Genomic DNA, 17,092 nt, shown 5'->3' with positions numbered 1-17,092 from the left:
GGTTCTAGCGCCTTTCGGCTCCCCGACTATTGCCTGTTTATCCCAGTGACAACAAAACCCCGCAGCCTATGACTGCGGGGTATGGGATGCGTGTGTCAGTTACGACTTCTCGACCTGACTGAACTCCAGCTCGACCGGAGTGGCACGACCGAAAATGGTCACTGCCACCTGGATACGGCTCTTCTCGTAATTCACTTCTTCGACGACGCCGCTGAAATCAGCGAACGGACCATCGATAACACGAACCATCTCGCCCGGCTCGAACAGCGTCTTCGGCTTGGGCTTGTCACCGCTATCGGCGACGCGACGCAGAATGGCGTCGGCTTCTTTCTCGGTGATCGGTGCCGGCTTGTCGGCAGTACCACCGATAAAGCCCATCACCCGCGGCGTATCCTTGATCAAGTGCCAAGTCGCCTCGTTCATTTCCATCTGCACCAGCACGTAGCCTGGAAAGAACTTGCGCTCACTCTTGCGCTTCTGGCCGTTACGCATCTCCACCACTTCTTCGGTGGGGACCAGAATCTCGCCGAACTCATCTTCCATTCCGGCGAACTTTACGCGCTCGATCAGCGAACGCATTACATGCTTCTCGTAACCCGAGTAAGCATGCACAACGTACCAACGCTTAGCCACGGGACACCCTATCTCAACTTACAATAAACGACACAAGCCAACCGAGGAGCGAATCGAGCCCCCAGAGCACCAGAGCCATGACGAGCACGACCAGGACGACGATCAGCGTGGTTTGCGTGGTTTCCTGACGGGTCGGCCAGACAACCTTGCGAATTTCGACGCGCGCTTCCTTTGCCAGACCGAAGAAGGACTGACCTTTTGCCGTCTGCAGGGCGATCAGTGCGGCGACGACCGCCAGCACGAGCAGAGCAACGACACGATACAGGATCGGCTCACCGGAAAAGTACTGATTACCGACCACTCCAGCGACCACAAGCAGGGCCACCGCGATCCACTTGAGCAGATCAAAACGAGAGTCTTTGGCTTCAGCCTTAACATTCATGAACAAGGATCCTGTGAGAAGACACGCCAAATTCGTTAGAAAATGGCAGGTCAGGAGGGAATCGAACCCCCAACCTGCGGTTTTGGAGACCGCCGCTCTGCCAATTGAGCTACTGACCTAGAACAAAATCAGGCCGACCATTATGCCGGCCTGAGGGGGACAGATCAATCGATTATTCGACGATCTTTGCTACAACACCGGCACCAACGGTACGACCACCTTCGCGAATTGCGAAGCGCAGGCCGTCTTCCATGGCGATCGGCTTGATCAGGGTGACAACCATCTTGATGTTGTCGCCCGGCATTACCATCTCAACGCCTTCCGGCAGTTCGCACGAACCGGTCACGTCAGTGGTACGGAAGTAGAACTGCGGACGGTAGCCCTTGAAGAACGGGGTGTGACGACCACCTTCTTCCTTGGACAGAACGTACACTTCAGCTTCGAACTTGGTGTGCGGCTTGATGGTGCCCGGCTTGGCCAGAACCTGACCACGCTCTACGTCGTCACGCTTGGTGCCGCGCAGCAGAACGCCACAGTTCTCACCAGCACGACCTTCGTCGAGCAGCTTGCGGAACATCTCGACACCGGTGCAGGTGGTCTTGGTGGTAGCACGCAGACCAACGATCTCGATTTCTTCCTGGATCTTGACGATACCGCGCTCTACACGACCGGTAACAACGGTACCGCGGCCGGAGATCGAGAATACGTCTTCGATCGGCATCAGGAACGGACGGTCGATGGCACGAACCGGCTCAGGGATGTAGGTATCCAGAGTCTCGACGAGCTTCTTGACGGCAGTGGTGCCCATCTCGTTGTCGTCCTGGCCGTTCAGAGCCATCAGCGCCGAACCGATGATGATCGGGGTGTCGTCGCCCGGGAAGTCGTAGGTGCTCAGCAGATCGCGAACTTCCATCTCGACCAGTTCCAGCAGCTCAGCGTCGTCTACCATGTCAGCCTTGTTCAGGAAGACAACGATGTACGGAACGCCTACCTGACGGGACAGCAGGATGTGCTCACGGGTCTGCGGCATCGGACCATCAGCGGCCGAGCAAACCAGGATCGCGCCGTCCATCTGGGCAGCACCAGTGATCATGTTCTTGACGTAGTCAGCGTGACCCGGGCAGTCAACGTGCGCGTAGTGACGAATGTTGGAATCGTACTCTACGTGGGCAGTGTTGATGGTGATACCACGAGCCTTCTCTTCCGGAGCGCTGTCGATCTTGTCGAAGTCGACGCGAGCCGAACCGAATACTTCGGAGCAGACGCGAGTCAGAGCAGCGGTCAGAGTGGTTTTGCCATGGTCAACGTGACCGATGGTGCCAACGTTGACGTGCGGTTTGTTACGTTCAAACTTTTCTTTAGCCATTTTGACCGTCCCCGAACGAAGAATTCAGCTAGCGATACCGCCATTAAAACAAAGGCAGATACTTTCATATCTGCCTTTATTAAATGGAGCTCATGAGCGGATTTGAACCGCTGACCTCACCCTTACCAAGGGTGTGCTCTACCAACTGAGCTACATGAGCGAAACACATTGCGCGAACAACAAAAGCTGGAGCGGGCAGCGGGAATCGAACCCGCATCATCAGCTTGGAAGGCTGAGGTTCTACCACTGAACTATGCCCGCGGAGCCTGCAGCTCGCGCTTAAATCTGGTGGAGGGAGAAGGATTCGAACCTTCGAAGTCTATGACGTCAGATTTACAGTCTGATCCCTTTGGCCGCTCGGGAATCCCTCCATAAGGAGGCGGCATTCTCTTTATCTGCCACCCTGCTGTCAAGCACTTTCTCATTTAAAAACCTGAGCTTAGCGTCACTAACAGCAATTTCGCATTTCATCCCTGGAGATGACCACCCTGCGAAGCGGGCGCCATTCTATGCATTCTATCGAACGCTTGCAACCCCCTCACATGGCATTAATTGATGTTGTAAGCCATTGAAGTCCAAAGACAAACGCTCGAGCAGCGAATCATCGACCAAACGCCGGCTTTCCGGGGCGATGCGCACCCAGTGACTGCGGTTGGCGCGCGGCAACTCGCGCAGCAGCGGCTCGTAACCGGCGCGGCGCAGCCGCGAGATCACACTGTCGGCCGAATCATGGCGAGGAAAGATGCCCAGCGAAATACCATTGGCCAGGTCGCCCTGGCTGATGATGTAGCTGTCGATCTTGCGCGCCTGCAGCTCACGCAGCTGCCTCAGCGAGGCCTGACGCGAGGCCAGGGGCGGAAGATAGACCCAGTAATCCACGGCGCCCGCCGACTCGACCACCTGGCTCTGCGAACGAATATCCAGGCTCAGCAGCCGCTGCTCCACCTGCTCAGCCTGCGCCGGATCATCGAAGCGGCCCAGGAACAGACACACGGCCTGCTCGGGCGCCTCTTCTCTGACAGCAGGCGTACGTCGCTCCCGCGGCTCGGATTCGCTCAGCAACTGGATGTCGCGTCGGCTGTCCTGGTACAGGGACAACGGAGCAACCTCCTTTGCCTGCATGGGCACCTGCTGCTGGTGCCATACGTAGTAGAAGGCGTTGAGCACCACCAACAGCATGAAAATCCAGCGCATCACTTCTCCCCCACCACCGGACAGGCGATCGCCAAACCGATAAAGACCAGATCAGGCACCACACGCGCCGCCGGCACCCACTCCGCCGCCATCGCTGCATCCCCACCGGTCAGAAACACAGCCACATCATCTCCGCACTGCTGACGAGCGAGCTCGAGCTGAGTGCTCACGAAACCGCGCAACATCAGTCGACAGCCACGCTCTACCGCCTCTGCGGTGCAGCGTCCCGGCATCAGGCTGTCGCTGGCCTGCTCCACGGCAGCACTGTCATAGCGAATCCGGCGCGTGTGGGTGAGCAATTGGCTGCGCATCAGCGGCATCCCCGGGCATATGAAACCGCCCAGATGCGCCCCCTCAGCGGCGATGAAGTCCGAGGTGATCGCCGTACCGAGATCCAGCACCAGACAGGCGCCCTGCTCCAGACTGTAGGCACCGACGACGGCAAGCCATCGATCGAGCCCCAACCGCTGATAATCCCCGTAGCCGTTCTGTACGCCGGCGAGCGTCTGTGCAGGAGCCGCCACCTGGCATTCGATCGCGAAGCGCTCGCTCAGGGCGGCACAGAGCAGACGCGTTTCATCATCGGCGCGTACACTCACCAGACGACAAGTCGATAGCTGCTGCGGAAAACGATCCGCCAGCGCCGCTATGAGCACCTCACCGTTATCCGCAACGCCACTGGCGAGCGCCGCGCCCACGCCCGCACGCGGCAGGACACGCCACTTGATGAAACTGTTACCGCAGTCAAGCTCAAGAATCATCACGCAACCTCAGACTGAGCTCACCACCGCTGAACACCTTTTCCTGCCCCTCGACTTCCAGGCGCAGCGCCCCCGTGTCATCAACCCCGAGAACACGCCCCTGAACGGATTGCAGCCCGGCGGCGAGCACTGCCGCGCGGCCCTGCCACAGGTGATTGGCCTCCCACTGCTCACGCAGCGAGGCGAAACCATGGGTCTGGTGCAGTTGCAGATAGTGCTGCAACTGGCGGTTGAGGCTGGCAACGAACCCGTTGCGATCGACCTGACCGCCCACCACCTGACGCAGCGAGGTCCAGGGCTGATCGATGGCCTCGTCGCGCGGTGCAACCCGCATGTTGATGTTCACGCCGATACCGATGACCACGTGGCAGATGTCGGCCGGATCCCCAGAGAGCTCCAACAGGATTCCGGCAACCTTGCGACCGTCGACCAGCAAATCGTTGGGCCATTTCAAACCGGCATTCTCGACACCCGCCTCACGAAGCGCCTGCAGGAGCGCGAGCCCCACCACGAGACTGAGGCCTTCGAGCTGGCGCATTCCGCCGCTGACCCGCAACACCAGGCTGTAATACAGGTTCTCACCGAATGGACTGGCCCAACTGCGGCCACGCCGGCCACGGCCCGCGGTCTGCTGCTCGGCAATCACCAGAAATGGCGGAACGGCGCCGGACGCCAGATGGCGAAGGGCCTGCGCATTGGTTGAATCGACTTGCTGCAGCAGGATGACCGGGAACGAGGACGAAGCGGTCAGCAAGTCGATGTCCAGCAGAGACAACGGCGTCTCGAGCCGGTACCCACGCCCGCGAACCTTGTGAACCTGCAGATCGAACTCGGCCTCGAGCGCCTGCAGGCGCTTCCAGATAGCCGCCCGACTCACACCCACAGCTGCGCCGAGCTCCTCACCCGAATGAAACTGCCCATCCTGTAGAAGTCGCAATAAAGACTGCATGCCTGACCTGCCCTGCTTCAAGGAGCGCATGATAACGATGCACTCGCCTGCTGCCTACACGGCCAGGGCGCATTCATCAGGATAGAAAGGGGTGGGACCAGGAGCTGTGTGGATGCTGATGCCGGGCACAAACAGCTGCATGAGCGGGACCGAGGCTACCGGGCAGCACTCGACGACACCAGGGCGGTGCCGCCGCGCCCTCCAGCAACTCTGCCGCGGTGGAGCCCGAGCCTTTGGGCTATATCGTCCATAGCCTGGGTTGAACGAAGTGATACCCGGGGCAGCTTTCTGCCACCTGCCTGCCCTGCATCTTTCGGTTTTTGTGAGCCGAAAAGACGAAACCCCAGATCTCTGTCGAGACCTGGGGTTTCTTATAGAAGCTTGACGATGATCTGGCCGGCACTCCGGGACTCTCACAGCCACACCATCATTCGAGCGAAAAAGAGAAAGCCCTGATCAGTTACCTGATCAGGGCTTTCGGGTAGAAGCTTGACGATGACCTACTCTCACATGGAGAAGCTCCACACTACCATCGGCGATGCGTCGTTTCACTACTGAGTTCGGGATGGGATCAGGTGGTTCCAACGCTCTATGGTCGTCAAGCAAACGGGTTGCTGCTTCGGGGTTTAGCCGCTGCAGCGAATTGGGTATGTGATATCGGTTGGTATTACGTGTTCTCGCAAATCTTCGGCATTACTGTCGACTTCAACCGTCTAACAGCCAAATTGTTTGGGTGTTATATGGTCAAGCCTCACGGGCAATTAGTACTGGTTAGCTCAACGCCTCACAACGCTTACACACCCAGCCTATCAACGTCGTAGTCTTCGACGGCCCTTTAGGGAACTCAAGGTTCCAGTGAGATCTCATCTTGAGGCAAGTTTCCCGCTTAGATGCTTTCAGCGGTTATCTTTCCCGAACATAGCTACCCGGCAATGCCACTGGCGTGACAACCGGAACACCAGAGGTTCGTCCACTCCGGTCCTCTCGTACTAGGAGCAGCCCCTCTCAAATCTCAAACGTCCACGGCAGATAGGGACCGAACTGTCTCACGACGTTCTAAACCCAGCTCGCGTACCACTTTAAATGGCGAACAGCCATACCCTTGGGACCGGCTTCAGCCCCAGGATGTGATGAGCCGACATCGAGGTGCCAAACACCGCCGTCGATATGAACTCTTGGGCGGTATCAGCCTGTTATCCCCGGAGTACCTTTTATCCGTTGAGCGATGGCCCTTCCATACAGAACCACCGGATCACTAAGACCTACTTTCGTACCTGCTCGACGTGTCTGTCTCGCAGTCAAGCGCGCTTTTGCCTTTATACTCTGCGACCGATTTCCGACCGGTCTGAGCGCACCTTCGTACTCCTCCGTTACTCTTTAGGAGGAGACCGCCCCAGTCAAACTACCCACCATACACTGTCCTCGATCCGGATAACGGACCAGAGTTAGAACCTCAAGGTTGCCAGGGTGGTATTTCAAGGATGGCTCCATGAGAACTGGCGTCCCCACTTCAAAGCCTCCCACCTATCCTACACAAGCAAGCTCAAAGTCCAGTGCAAAGCTATAGTAAAGGTTCACGGGGTCTTTCCGTCTAGCCGCGGATACACTGCATCTTCACAGCGATTTCAATTTCACTGAGTCTCGGGTGGAGACAGCGCCGCCATCGTTACGCCATTCGTGCAGGTCGGAACTTACCCGACAAGGAATTTCGCTACCTTAGGACCGTTATAGTTACGGCCGCCGTTTACCGGGGCTTCGATCAAGAGCTTCGCGTTAGCTAACCCCATCAATTAACCTTCCGGCACCGGGCAGGCGTCACACCCTATACGTCCACTTTCGTGTTTGCAGAGTGCTGTGTTTTTAATAAACAGTCGCAGCGGCCTGGTATCTTCGACCGGCATGTGCTTACGGGGTAAACCCTTCACACTCACCGGCGCACCTTCTCCCGAAGTTACGGTGCCATTTTGCCTAGTTCCTTCACCCGAGTTCTCTCAAGCGCCTTGGTATTCTCTACCTAACCACCTGTGTCGGTTTGGGGTACGGTTCCTAATTACCTGAAGCTTAGAAGCTTTTCCTGGAAGCATGGCATCAACCACTTCATCGTCCTAAAGGACAACTCGTCATCAGCTCTCGGCCTTGATCTCCCGGATTTACCTAAGAAACCAGCCTACCACCTTAAACACGGACAACCAACGCCGTGCTGGCCTAGCCTTCTCCGTCCCTCCATCGCAGTAATTAGAAGTACGGGAATATTAACCCGTTTCCCATCGACTACGCATTTCTGCCTCGCCTTAGGGGCCGACTCACCCTGCGTCGATTAACGTTGCGCAGGAAACCTTGGTCTTTCGGCGTGCGAGTTTTTCACTCGCATTGTCGTTACTCATGTCAGCATTCGCACTTCTGATACCTCCAGCAAGCTTCTCAACTCACCTTCACAGGCTTACAGAACGCTCCTCTACCGCTCAACTTACGTTGAACCCGTAGCTTCGGTGTATGGTTTGAGCCCCGTTACATCTTCCGCGCAGGCCGACTCGACTAGTGAGCTATTACGCTTTCTTTAAAGGGTGGCTGCTTCTAAGCCAACCTCCTAGCTGTCTAAGCCTTCCCACATCGTTTCCCACTTAACCATAACTTTGGGACCTTAGCTGACGGTCTGGGTTGTTTCCCTTTTCACGACGGACGTTAGCACCCGCCGTGTGTCTCCCGTGCTGACACTTGCTGGTATTCGGAGTTTGCATCGGTTTGGTAAGTCGGGATGACCCCCTAGCCGAAACAGTGCTCTACCCCCAGCAGTGATACACGAGGCGCTACCTAAATAGCTTTCGAGGAGAACCAGCTATCTCCGAGCTTGATTAGCCTTTCACTCCGATCCACAGGTCATCCGCTAACTTTTCAACGGTAGTCGGTTCGGTCCTCCAGTCAGTGTTACCTAACCTTCAACCTGCCCATGGATAGATCGCCCGGTTTCGGGTCTATACCCAGCGACTAAACGCCCTATTAAGACTCGCTTTCGCTACGCCTCCCCTATTCGGTTAAGCTCGCCACTGAATATAAGTCGCTGACCCATTATACAAAAGGTACGCAGTCACCCAACAAAGTAGGCTCCCACTGCTTGTACGCATACGGTTTCAGGTTCTATTTCACTCCCCTCTCCGGGGTTCTTTTCGCCTTTCCCTCACGGTACTGGTTCACTATCGGTCAGTCAGTAGTATTTAGCCTTGGAGGATGGTCCCCCCATATTCAGACAAAGTTTCTCGTGCTCCGTCCTACTCGATTTCATTGATAAGAGCATTTCGTGTACGGGGCTATCACCCACTACGGCGGCACTTTCCAGAGCCTTCCACTACACTCTAATCAACTTAAGGGCTAGTCCCCGTTCGCTCGCCACTACTAAGGGAATCTCGGTTGATTTCTTTTCCTCAGGGTACTTAGATGTTTCAGTTCCCCTGGTTCGCCTCATGCACCTATGTATTCAGTGCATGATACCCAGCTTATGCTAGGTGGGTTCCCCCATTCAGAGATCTCTGGATCACAGTCTGTTTGCCGACTCCCCAAAGCTTATCGCAGGCTACAACGTCTTTCATCGCCTCTGACTGCCAAGGCATCCACCGTATGCGCTTCTTCACTTGACCATATAACCCCAAGCAATCTGGTTACTGTCTATAACGTGAAGACGACATTCGCCGAAAATTTGCACTTGAGAACAACGCAAATTTTACCTTGACCAGATTGACTACCAGTGAAAGTAATCAATCAGTCACTTCTATCACATACCCAAATTTTTAAAGAACGATGTTTCGACTGGTCAAAGACCAGAAATCAACATTCACACTGCCTAAACAGGAATGCTCATTTCTGAGCTCTCAACGCAACGACTGCAACCAGATAGTGGTGGAGCCAAGCGGGATCGAACCGCTGACCTCCTGCGTGCAAGGCAGGCGCTCTCCCAGCTGAGCTATGGCCCCGTATCATCTGCACCTGAATTGGTAGGTCTGGGCAGATTTGAACTGCCGACCTCACCCTTATCAGGGGTGCGCTCTAACCAACTGAGCTACAGACCTATAACAGGGCGGCACCAAGCCGACCTCACCCTACTCTCTACAACAGCGTGGGGTGCGCTCCAACCAACTGAGCACCGGCCTAGCCTAGGCGTTACAGCATCGTCTTCTACAATGAATCAAGCAATTCGTGTGGGAGCTTATGAATAAGCTGCGATCTTCGATTAAGGAGGTGATCCAGCCGCAGGTTCCCCTACGGCTACCTTGTTACGACTTCACCCCAGTCATGAATCACACCGTGGTAACCGTCCTCCCGAAGGTTAGACTAGCTACTTCTGGTGCAACCCACTCCCATGGTGTGACGGGCGGTGTGTACAAGGCCCGGGAACGTATTCACCGTGACATTCTGATTCACGATTACTAGCGATTCCGACTTCACGCAGTCGAGTTGCAGACTGCGATCCGGACTACGATCGGTTTTATGGGATTAGCTCCACCTCGCGGCTTGGCAACCCTTTGTACCGACCATTGTAGCACGTGTGTAGCCCTGGCCGTAAGGGCCATGATGACTTGACGTCATCCCCACCTTCCTCCGGTTTGTCACCGGCAGTCTCCTTAGAGTTCCCACCCGAGGTGCTGGTAACTAAGGACAAGGGTTGCGCTCGTTACGGGACTTAACCCAACATCTCACGACACGAGCTGACGACAGCCATGCAGCACCTGTGTCTGAGTTCCCGAAGGCACCAATCCATCTCTGGAAAGTTCTCAGCATGTCAAGGCCAGGTAAGGTTCTTCGCGTTGCTTCGAATTAAACCACATGCTCCACCGCTTGTGCGGGCCCCCGTCAATTCATTTGAGTTTTAACCTTGCGGCCGTACTCCCCAGGCGGTCAACTTAATGCGTTAGCTGCGCCACTAAAATCTCAAGGATTCCAACGGCTAGTTGACATCGTTTACGGCGTGGACTACCAGGGTATCTAATCCTGTTTGCTCCCCACGCTTTCGCACCTCAGTGTCAGTATCAGTCCAGGTGGTCGCCTTCGCCACTGGTGTTCCTTCCTATATCTACGCATTTCACCGCTACACAGGAAATTCCACCACCCTCTACCGTACTCTAGCTTGCCAGTTTTGGATGCAGTTCCCAGGTTGAGCCCGGGGCTTTCACATCCAACTTAACAAACCACCTACGCGCGCTTTACGCCCAGTAATTCCGATTAACGCTTGCACCCTCTGTATTACCGCGGCTGCTGGCACAGAGTTAGCCGGTGCTTATTCTGTCGGTAACGTCAAAATTGCAGAGTATTAATCTACAACCCTTCCTCCCAACTTAAAGTGCTTTACAATCCGAAGACCTTCTTCACACACGCGGCATGGCTGGATCAGGCTTTCGCCCATTGTCCAATATTCCCCACTGCTGCCTCCCGTAGGAGTCTGGACCGTGTCTCAGTTCCAGTGTGACTGATCATCCTCTCAGACCAGTTACGGATCGTCGCCTTGGTGAGCCTTTACCCCACCAACTAGCTAATCCGACCTAGGCTCATCTATTAGCGCAAGGCCCGAAGGTCCCCTGCTTTCTCCCGTAGGACGTATGCGGTATTAGCGTTCCTTTCGAAACGTTGTCCCCCACTAATAGGCAGATTCCTAGGCATTACTCACCCGTCCGCCGCTGAATCAGGGAGCAAGCTCCCCTCAACCGCTCGACTTGCATGTGTTAGGCCTGCCGCCAGCGTTCAATCTGAGCCATGATCAAACTCTTCAGTTCAATACTGCTTGGGTTTTGAGAAAACCCTAAACTTGGCTCAGCAATCGCAAAAAACTCTCGAATTCACGAGTGTTACTTGTGATGCTGATAATCTTGCGATCTGTCAGTCTTAACTCACAAGCACCCACACGAATTGCTTGATTCAGTTGTTAAAGAACGGTTGGCTGAGGCTTTCGTCTCAACCGAGGCGCGCATCTTACAGCACCCTCATTTGCTGTCAAGCTGTTTTTGAAGAATTTTTTCTTTCTTCTCAACACCTTGCAGCGCCCGACCAGATCATCTTCTCTCCAGCGGGAGGCGCATTCTACAGCGTTACAAACCGCTGTCAACACCCTCTTTTACCGCCTTCGATCAAACCTGATCGAACCACCAACAAGACCACTCAAACCGCCCTGTCGATGCCGGCGCATTCTACTCGAATTCGCCGTCCGTGCAACCTTTATTTTCGTCTAACTCGTTGATCTACAAGGAGTTTTCAGATCAGGCTGCGCCGGAAGTGGTGCGCATTATAGGCCCCCTGAAACTCAGGTCAACCGTTTATTCAGGCTTTATTCGGATTTCAGCGTGATTCGTGCAAAAGCCTTCTTGCCGGCCTGGCAAACGTGGGTCGCACCCAGCTTGAAAACGAAGCTGCGATCGACCACCTGGCCATCCACCCGCACGCCATTGCTGCCGAGCAGATCACGTGCGACCGCTGCGTTCTTCACCAAGCCTGCCTTATTAAGGAGTGCAGCGATGGGCATGTCATCGGCCGCGACCAGCTCGACCTCCGGCAGGTCCTCGGGCAGCTCACCCTCCTTCATGCGGTTACCGGCAGAACGGTGGGCATTGGCTGCCGCCTCTTCGCCATGGAAACGGGCGACGATTTCTTCGGCCAGCTTGATCTTGATGTCGCGCGGGTTCGCCCCGGCCTCGACATCCTTCTTGAATTGCTCGATCTCCTCCATGCTGCGGAAGCTGAGCAATTCGAAGTAACGCCACATCAGCGCATCGGGCATGGACACCAGCTTGTTGTACATGACCCCCGGCGCTTCCTGGATACCGATGTAGTTGCCCAGAGACTTGGACATCTTCTTCACGCCATCCAGCCCCTCGAGCAGCGGCATGGTGACGACGCACTGGGAGGGCTGACCGTACGCGCGCTGAAGCTCACGCCCCATCAGCAGGTTGAATTTCTGATCGGTACCACCGAGCTCGACATCGGCGCGCAGCGCCACCGAGTCGTAGCCCTGCACGAGCGGGTACAGGAACTCGTGGATGGCGATCGGCTGGTTACCGGTATAGCGCTTGTCGAAGTCGTCGCGCTCGAGCATGCGCGCCACGGTGTACTGGGAGGCCAGGCGGATGAAGTCGGCCGGCGTCAGCTCGTTGATCCAGGTGGAGTTGAAGGCGACCTCGGTCTTGGCCGGGTCGAGGATCTTGAACACCTGAGCCTTGTAGGTCTCGGCATTTTCCAGGACCTGCTCGCGGGTCAGGGGTGGGCGCGTGGCACTCTTGCCACTGGGGTCACCGATCATCCCGGTGAAGTCGCCGATCAGGAAGATCACCTGATGCCCCAGTTCCTGGAACTGGCGCAGCTTATTAATAAGCACGGTATGTCCCAGGTGCAGATCCGGTGCAGTCGGATCGAAGCCTGCCTTGATACGCAGCGGCTCACCGCGCTTGAGCTTCTCGATCAGCTCAGCTTCAACAAGGACTTCCTCCGCACCGCGCTTGATCAGCGCGAGCTGCTCTTCAACCGACTTCATAGGACTCACAGCCACCAGATTCAAAAGGGCTCCAACCATACAAGATCGCCCACAAATGACAAGTTTTGCCCTGCATCGCTTACTCCAGGCGCCGACCATCACCTGCGGGGTTGCCTCGAGGTAGATTTGGTTATATTTTATACAGTTACTGCATATTCATCAGTTTCTTCTTTTTCCTCTTCATCTTTTCACTTCACCAAAAAGCAGCCCTATGACCTCTACAACTAAAGCGCCGCCGCTCTATCCCAAGACACACATCATCGCAGCCAGCGGCGTCGCCGCCCTCCTCAGCCTCGCACTCCTGGTGTTTCCCTCCCGCGAAGTAGAAGCCAAGAAGACCTTCCTCAACCTGGACATGGACAATGGTTCCGAGCAGATCCAACAGAACCTGCCCGACAATCAGGCAGGGGCTGCAACCGAGGAAAACCTCGACTCGCCGTTTGCGCAAATAGAAGGCAGCGACGAATCGCAGAACGCCGAGATCGAGGCAGAGCCGGAAATTGCCGAGCAGCCGCCCGAAGATCCACGCAACAAGACGGTCACCGTGGCCAATGGCGACACGCTCTCCACGGTGTTCAGCAAGGTGGGCCTGAGTTCCAATACCCTGCATGAGGTGATCAACAGCAGCAAGGAAGCCAAGCAGCTGACCCGCCTCAAGGTCGGCCAGGAACTGCAGTTCCAGCTGAGCGAAGCGGGGCAGCTGGAAAGCCTGCACAGCCAGCTCAGCGACCTGGAAAGCGTCAGCCTGAAAAAGACCGACGGCGGTTACGACTTCAAGCGTGAGATGGTCAAGCCGGATGTGCACGAGTCCTACGCCCACGGGGTGATCAACAGCTCGCTGTTCGTGGCGGCCAAGCGTGCCGGCCTGTCCCACAACCTGACCATGGATCTGGCCAACATCTTCGGCTACGACATCGACTTCGCCATGGATATTCGTGAAGGCGACGAGTTCGAGGTGATCTACCAGAACAAAAAGGTCGGCGATAAATCGGTCGGCACCGGCAACATTCTCTCCGCGCGTTTCACCAACCGTGGCAAGACCTACACCGCCGTTCGCTATACCGACAAGCAAGGCAACGTCAGCTACTACGATGCCGACGGCAACAGCATGCGCAAGGCGTTCATTCGTACCCCGGTAGACTTCGCCCGCATCAGCTCGCGCTTCTCCAATGGCCGCAAGCACCCTATCCTCAACAAGATCCGTGCTCACAAGGGCGTCGATTATGCCGCCCCGCGCGGCACGCCGATCAAGGCTGCCGGCGATGGCAAGGTCATCCTTGCCGGCCGCAAGGGCGGCTACGGCAATACCGTGGTACTGCAACACGGTAGCCGCTACCGCACCCTGTATGCGCACATGCAGGGCTTCGCCAAGGGCGTGCGCACCGGCGGCAGCGTCAAGCAGGGCCAGATCATCGGCTACATCGGCACCACCGGCCTGTCGACCGGCCCGCACCTGCACTACGAGTTCCAGGTCAACGGGACCCACGTCGACCCGCTGAGCCAGAAGCTGCCGATGTCCGATCCGATCGCTCGCCAGGAAAAGCAACGTTTCCTGCAGATGAGCAAGCCGCTCATGGCGCGCATGGATCAGGAAAAAGCCACCATGCTCGCTCTCAACAAGCGCTGATCCCGTGCTCTATCTCGGCGTGATGTCCGGTACCAGTCTCGACGGGCTGGACATCGCCCTGATCGAGCAGGGCGAGCGCACTCGATTGCTCGCCCATCACTACCAGGCCCTTCCCGATTCGCTTCGCCAGCAACTGCTCGAGCTGTGCAGCTCTGGCGTGGACGAACTCGCCCGCGCGGCTCTTGCCGAGCAGCAGTGGGCGCAGCTGGTCGCCGAAGGCATCAACAGCCTGCTGCGCCAGCAGAACCTGCAGCCGGACGCCATTCGCGCCATCGGCAGCCACGGCCAGACCGTACGGCATGAACCCGCGCGGGGCTTCACCATCCAGATCGGCAACCCTGCTCTGCTGGCCGAACTGACCGGTATCACCGTAGTGGCCGACTTTCGCCGCCGCGACGTGGCAGCCGGTGGCCAGGGCGCCCCGCTGGTGCCGGCCTTCCATGAGGCGCTTTTCGCCAGCCCCGGCGCTGCCCGAGCGATCCTCAACGTGGGCGGTTTCAGCAACCTCAGCCTGCTGGAACAGGGCAAGCCCGCCAAGGGCTTCGACTGCGGGCCGGGCAACGTGCTGATGGATGCCTGGATCCACCATCATCTCGGCCATGCCTACGACAGGGAGGGTGCCTGGGCTGCCAGCGGAGCGGTGCAACCTGAATTGCTGGCGGCGCTGCTGGCGGATCCGTTCTTCCGGGCCACCGGGCCGAAGAGTACCGGGCGTGAACTATTCAACCTGCCCTGGCTGCTGCGGCACCTGAGCGCGCAGCCTGCCTTCGAGCCACAGGACGTGCAGGCCACCCTGCTAGAGCTCACGGCCACCAGCATCGCGGCTTCGCTGCAGCACGCGCAGCCAGGCTGCGCTGAGTTGCTGGTCTGCGGCGGCGGCGCCCATAACAAGGCGCTGCTGGCACGTTTGCAGGCGTTGTTGCCCGCAGCGCAGGTGAGCAGTACCGACGACCATGGCGTGCCTGCCGACTGGGTCGAGGCCATGGCGTTTGCCTGGCTGGCTCACTGCTGCCTCAACGGCATCCCCGCCAACCGGCCCGAAGTCACCGGTGCTCGGGGTCTACGGGTGCTTGGCGCCATCTACCCGGCTTGAGCCGAGGCACAAACGAAAACGCCGCGCAAATGCGCGGCGTTTTCATGCAAGGGCAGAACTCAGATCGAGAACGACGAACCGCAACCGCAGGTGGTGGTCGCATTGGGGTTCTTGATGACGAAGCGAGAGCCCTCGAGCCCTTCCTGATAATCCACTTCCGCACCCACCAGGTATTGGAAGCTCATCGGGTCGACGACCAGGCTGACGCCCTCGCGTTCGACGATGGTGTCGTCATCGGCCACCTCCTCATCGAAGGTGAAGCCATACTGGAAGCCCGAGCAACCGCCCCCGGTCACGAACACGCGCAGCTTCAGGCGCGGGTTGCCCTCTTCATCAACCAGGCTCTTAACCTTGCTGGCCGCTCCCTGCGTGAACTGCATCGCAGCGGCTGGGGTGAAGGTTTCGACGCTCATGTTCTCTCTCCCGGCGCCAGGCGCCCATACTGCGTGGTAGCGCTGTATTATCCGCTTACCCTAGAAAATTGGTCAACTATTGAGCGTCATCCACGCTCTCGGGCAGCTCCAATGGTCTGTCCTGCTCCTTGATCGGCCGCAGGCCACCTTCGACCTGGGCGCCCATGGCCATTTCCATCAGCCCGTAATAGAGGTTGCCGCGAACCCGGGCTTTGGGGCCCAGCTCGACGTGCTGGCTGGCGTAGACGTCGCCAACGATCTCGCCATCGATCACTACATGGGGGGCGCGCACCTCGCCTTCAACCTGCCCTTCGACGCTGACCCGCACCAACCCCTGCTCGGTCAGGATGTCGCCGAGCACCTTGCCGTCGATCTGCACCGCACCCTGAAACTCCAGGTCGCCACGAAATACCGCGCCTGCCGCGATCAGGCTGGTCTTGCCCGCGAAGCGCTGCATGTCTGCCTTGCCCTTGCCTTTATTCCACATGGCGAACATCACCTATCCGTCAGTCCAATCGATTTGACGCTCGACGGCTTTTCCACCCTCGACATCAGCCTTGATACCTATGCGCTTGGGCACGAAACCCTCGGGTATTCGCAGTTCACCCAGCCGCCCCCCTTCGGGGATTGCCTGCAGGTGCTTGAACGCGAAGGGGATCGCCTTCTCGGTCGAGCCTTCCGGGAGATCGCCGCTCAACTGGCTCAGCGGCAGGCTCTTCGCCTTGCCGTTCATGCTGCCTTCCAGCTGCACGTTCAAACGCCCCTGCAGCGGCTTGTCATCCTTGCCGATGCGGCTGAGCATGAGCTTGAAACGATAGACGCCCGGTGTTTCCGTTGCGTGGACATCGAAGCTGCGGATCAGCAGGCCAGTGACCTTGCTGTCCGGCGCCAATACCCCTTTGTAGAAGGCCAGTTCCTGCTGCTGCTTGAAGTTCTGCTCCTCCAGCAGCTTGATGGTCAGGCGGCTCTGCTCGTTGGATTGCTGTGCCAGCTGTTCACCGCTGCTGAGCACCGCCATGCGCTGGCGCAGCTCGTCGAGCTCGCGCGCCTGTACCTCGACCTGCGCCTGGGTCTGCTCGAATGCCAGTGCCTGCTGCTGCGTGGACCTGCCCTGCCACCAGTTGCCCGCGTAGAAGGCAAGCGGCACCGCGACAAGCAGCAGCACCA

12 protein-coding genes, 6 tRNA genes and 3 rRNA genes are annotated in these 17,092 nt (G+C 57.5%); 2 read left to right on the top strand and 19 right to left on the bottom strand.

The features are described 5' to 3' along the window. Positions 1 to 99: 99 nt before the first annotated feature. The 16 genes from nusG to tyrS form a co-directional block, all read right to left on the bottom strand. Complete coding sequence (nusG, locus tag K8U54_RS13670) at positions 100 to 633, bottom strand: transcription termination/antitermination protein NusG (RefSeq protein ID WP_013789748.1); 534 nt, start codon at positions 631 to 633, stop codon at positions 100 to 102. A gap of 13 nt (positions 634 to 646) precedes the next feature. Beyond that, positions 647 to 1,015 carry a preprotein translocase subunit SecE gene (gene secE, locus K8U54_RS13665; RefSeq protein ID WP_075933571.1) on the bottom strand — a complete coding sequence of 123 codons (369 nt, stop codon included), beginning with the start codon at positions 1,013 to 1,015 and terminating at the stop codon, positions 647 to 649. Positions 1,016 to 1,058: 43 nt separating this feature from the next. Continuing rightward, positions 1,059 to 1,134: transfer RNA gene (locus tag K8U54_RS13660), tRNA-Trp, on the bottom strand. 53 nt (positions 1,135 to 1,187) lie between these two features. Continuing rightward, entirely contained in the window at positions 1,188 to 2,381 is a 1,194-nt protein-coding gene (gene tuf / locus K8U54_RS13655) for an elongation factor Tu (RefSeq protein ID WP_013789746.1), read from the bottom strand. 84 nt (positions 2,382 to 2,465) lie between these two features. Next, positions 2,466 to 2,541 (bottom strand) — tRNA-Thr (locus K8U54_RS13650). A 27-nt stretch (positions 2,542 to 2,568) separates the two neighbouring features. Then, a tRNA-Gly gene (locus tag K8U54_RS13645) sits at positions 2,569 to 2,642 on the bottom strand. 25 nt (positions 2,643 to 2,667) lie between these two features. Next, positions 2,668 to 2,752: transfer RNA gene (locus K8U54_RS13640), tRNA-Tyr, on the bottom strand. Between the two features lie 145 nt (positions 2,753 to 2,897). Then, complete coding sequence (locus K8U54_RS13635; protein ID WP_249906362.1) at positions 2,898 to 3,575, bottom strand: SPOR domain-containing protein; 678 nt, start codon at positions 3,573 to 3,575, stop codon at positions 2,898 to 2,900. Next, the gene (locus K8U54_RS13630; protein ID WP_249906361.1) at positions 3,575 to 4,336 is read right to left on the bottom strand and encodes a pantothenate kinase; all 762 of its coding nucleotides are present in this window, start codon (positions 4,334 to 4,336) and stop codon (positions 3,575 to 3,577) included. The genes K8U54_RS13635 and K8U54_RS13630 overlap by 1 nt, the downstream gene beginning before the upstream one ends. After that, on the bottom strand, positions 4,326 to 5,285 hold the full coding sequence (gene birA / locus K8U54_RS13625) for a bifunctional biotin--[acetyl-CoA-carboxylase] ligase/biotin operon repressor BirA (RefSeq protein WP_249906360.1): 960 nt from the start codon (positions 5,283 to 5,285) through the stop codon (positions 4,326 to 4,328). The genes K8U54_RS13630 and birA overlap by 11 nt, the downstream gene beginning before the upstream one ends. A gap of 487 nt (positions 5,286 to 5,772) precedes the next feature. Beyond that, positions 5,773 to 5,888, bottom strand: a 5S ribosomal RNA gene (gene rrf / locus K8U54_RS13620). A 137-nt stretch (positions 5,889 to 6,025) separates the two neighbouring features. Further along, positions 6,026 to 8,917, bottom strand: a 23S ribosomal RNA gene (locus K8U54_RS13615). A 257-nt stretch (positions 8,918 to 9,174) separates the two neighbouring features. Beyond that, positions 9,175 to 9,250 (bottom strand) — tRNA-Ala (locus K8U54_RS13610). 19 nt (positions 9,251 to 9,269) lie between these two features. Further along, positions 9,270 to 9,346: transfer RNA gene (locus K8U54_RS13605), tRNA-Ile, on the bottom strand. 162 nt (positions 9,347 to 9,508) lie between these two features. Then, positions 9,509 to 11,044 (bottom strand): 16S ribosomal RNA (locus K8U54_RS13600). Together the 16S, 23S and 5S rRNA genes with 2 tRNA genes alongside form the textbook arrangement of a ribosomal RNA operon. Positions 11,045 to 11,592: 548 nt before the next feature. Then, a complete protein-coding gene (tyrS, locus tag K8U54_RS13595) occupies positions 11,593 to 12,792 on the bottom strand; it encodes a tyrosine--tRNA ligase (RefSeq protein WP_249906359.1) in 1,200 nt (399 codons plus the stop codon). 211 nt (positions 12,793 to 13,003) lie between these two features. Between tyrS and K8U54_RS13590 the strand changes: the two genes are divergently transcribed. Continuing rightward, complete coding sequence (locus tag K8U54_RS13590) at positions 13,004 to 14,419, top strand: peptidoglycan DD-metalloendopeptidase family protein (RefSeq protein WP_249906358.1); 1,416 nt, start codon at positions 13,004 to 13,006, stop codon at positions 14,417 to 14,419. Between the two features lie 22 nt (positions 14,420 to 14,441). Continuing rightward, positions 14,442 to 15,512: an anhydro-N-acetylmuramic acid kinase gene (locus tag K8U54_RS13585; RefSeq protein WP_249910447.1), complete on the top strand. Its 1,071-nt coding sequence runs from the start codon at positions 14,442 to 14,444 to the stop codon at positions 15,510 to 15,512. 59 nt (positions 15,513 to 15,571) lie between these two features. Here K8U54_RS13585 and erpA read toward each other — a convergent pair whose 3' ends face one another. The 3 genes from erpA to K8U54_RS13570 form a co-directional block, all read right to left on the bottom strand. Continuing rightward, the gene (gene erpA / locus K8U54_RS13580) at positions 15,572 to 15,925 is read right to left on the bottom strand and encodes an iron-sulfur cluster insertion protein ErpA (RefSeq protein ID WP_013789740.1); all 354 of its coding nucleotides are present in this window, start codon (positions 15,923 to 15,925) and stop codon (positions 15,572 to 15,574) included. A 76-nt stretch (positions 15,926 to 16,001) separates the two neighbouring features. Further along, on the bottom strand, positions 16,002 to 16,412 hold the full coding sequence (locus K8U54_RS13575; protein WP_249910446.1) for a bactofilin family protein: 411 nt from the start codon (positions 16,410 to 16,412) through the stop codon (positions 16,002 to 16,004). Positions 16,413 to 16,424: 12 nt separating this feature from the next. After that, positions 16,425 to 17,090 (bottom strand): DUF6776 family protein, encoded by a 666-nt coding sequence (locus K8U54_RS13570; protein ID WP_249906357.1) that lies wholly within the window; start codon positions 17,088 to 17,090, stop codon positions 16,425 to 16,427. Positions 17,091 to 17,092: the final 2 nt, after the last annotated feature.

The sequence above is a fragment of the Pseudomonas fulva genome, assembly GCF_023517795.1.
Taxonomy (GTDB): Bacteria; Pseudomonadota; Gammaproteobacteria; order Pseudomonadales; family Pseudomonadaceae; genus Aquipseudomonas; species Aquipseudomonas fulva_D.
This window is presented reverse-complemented; position numbering and strand designations above follow the sequence as displayed.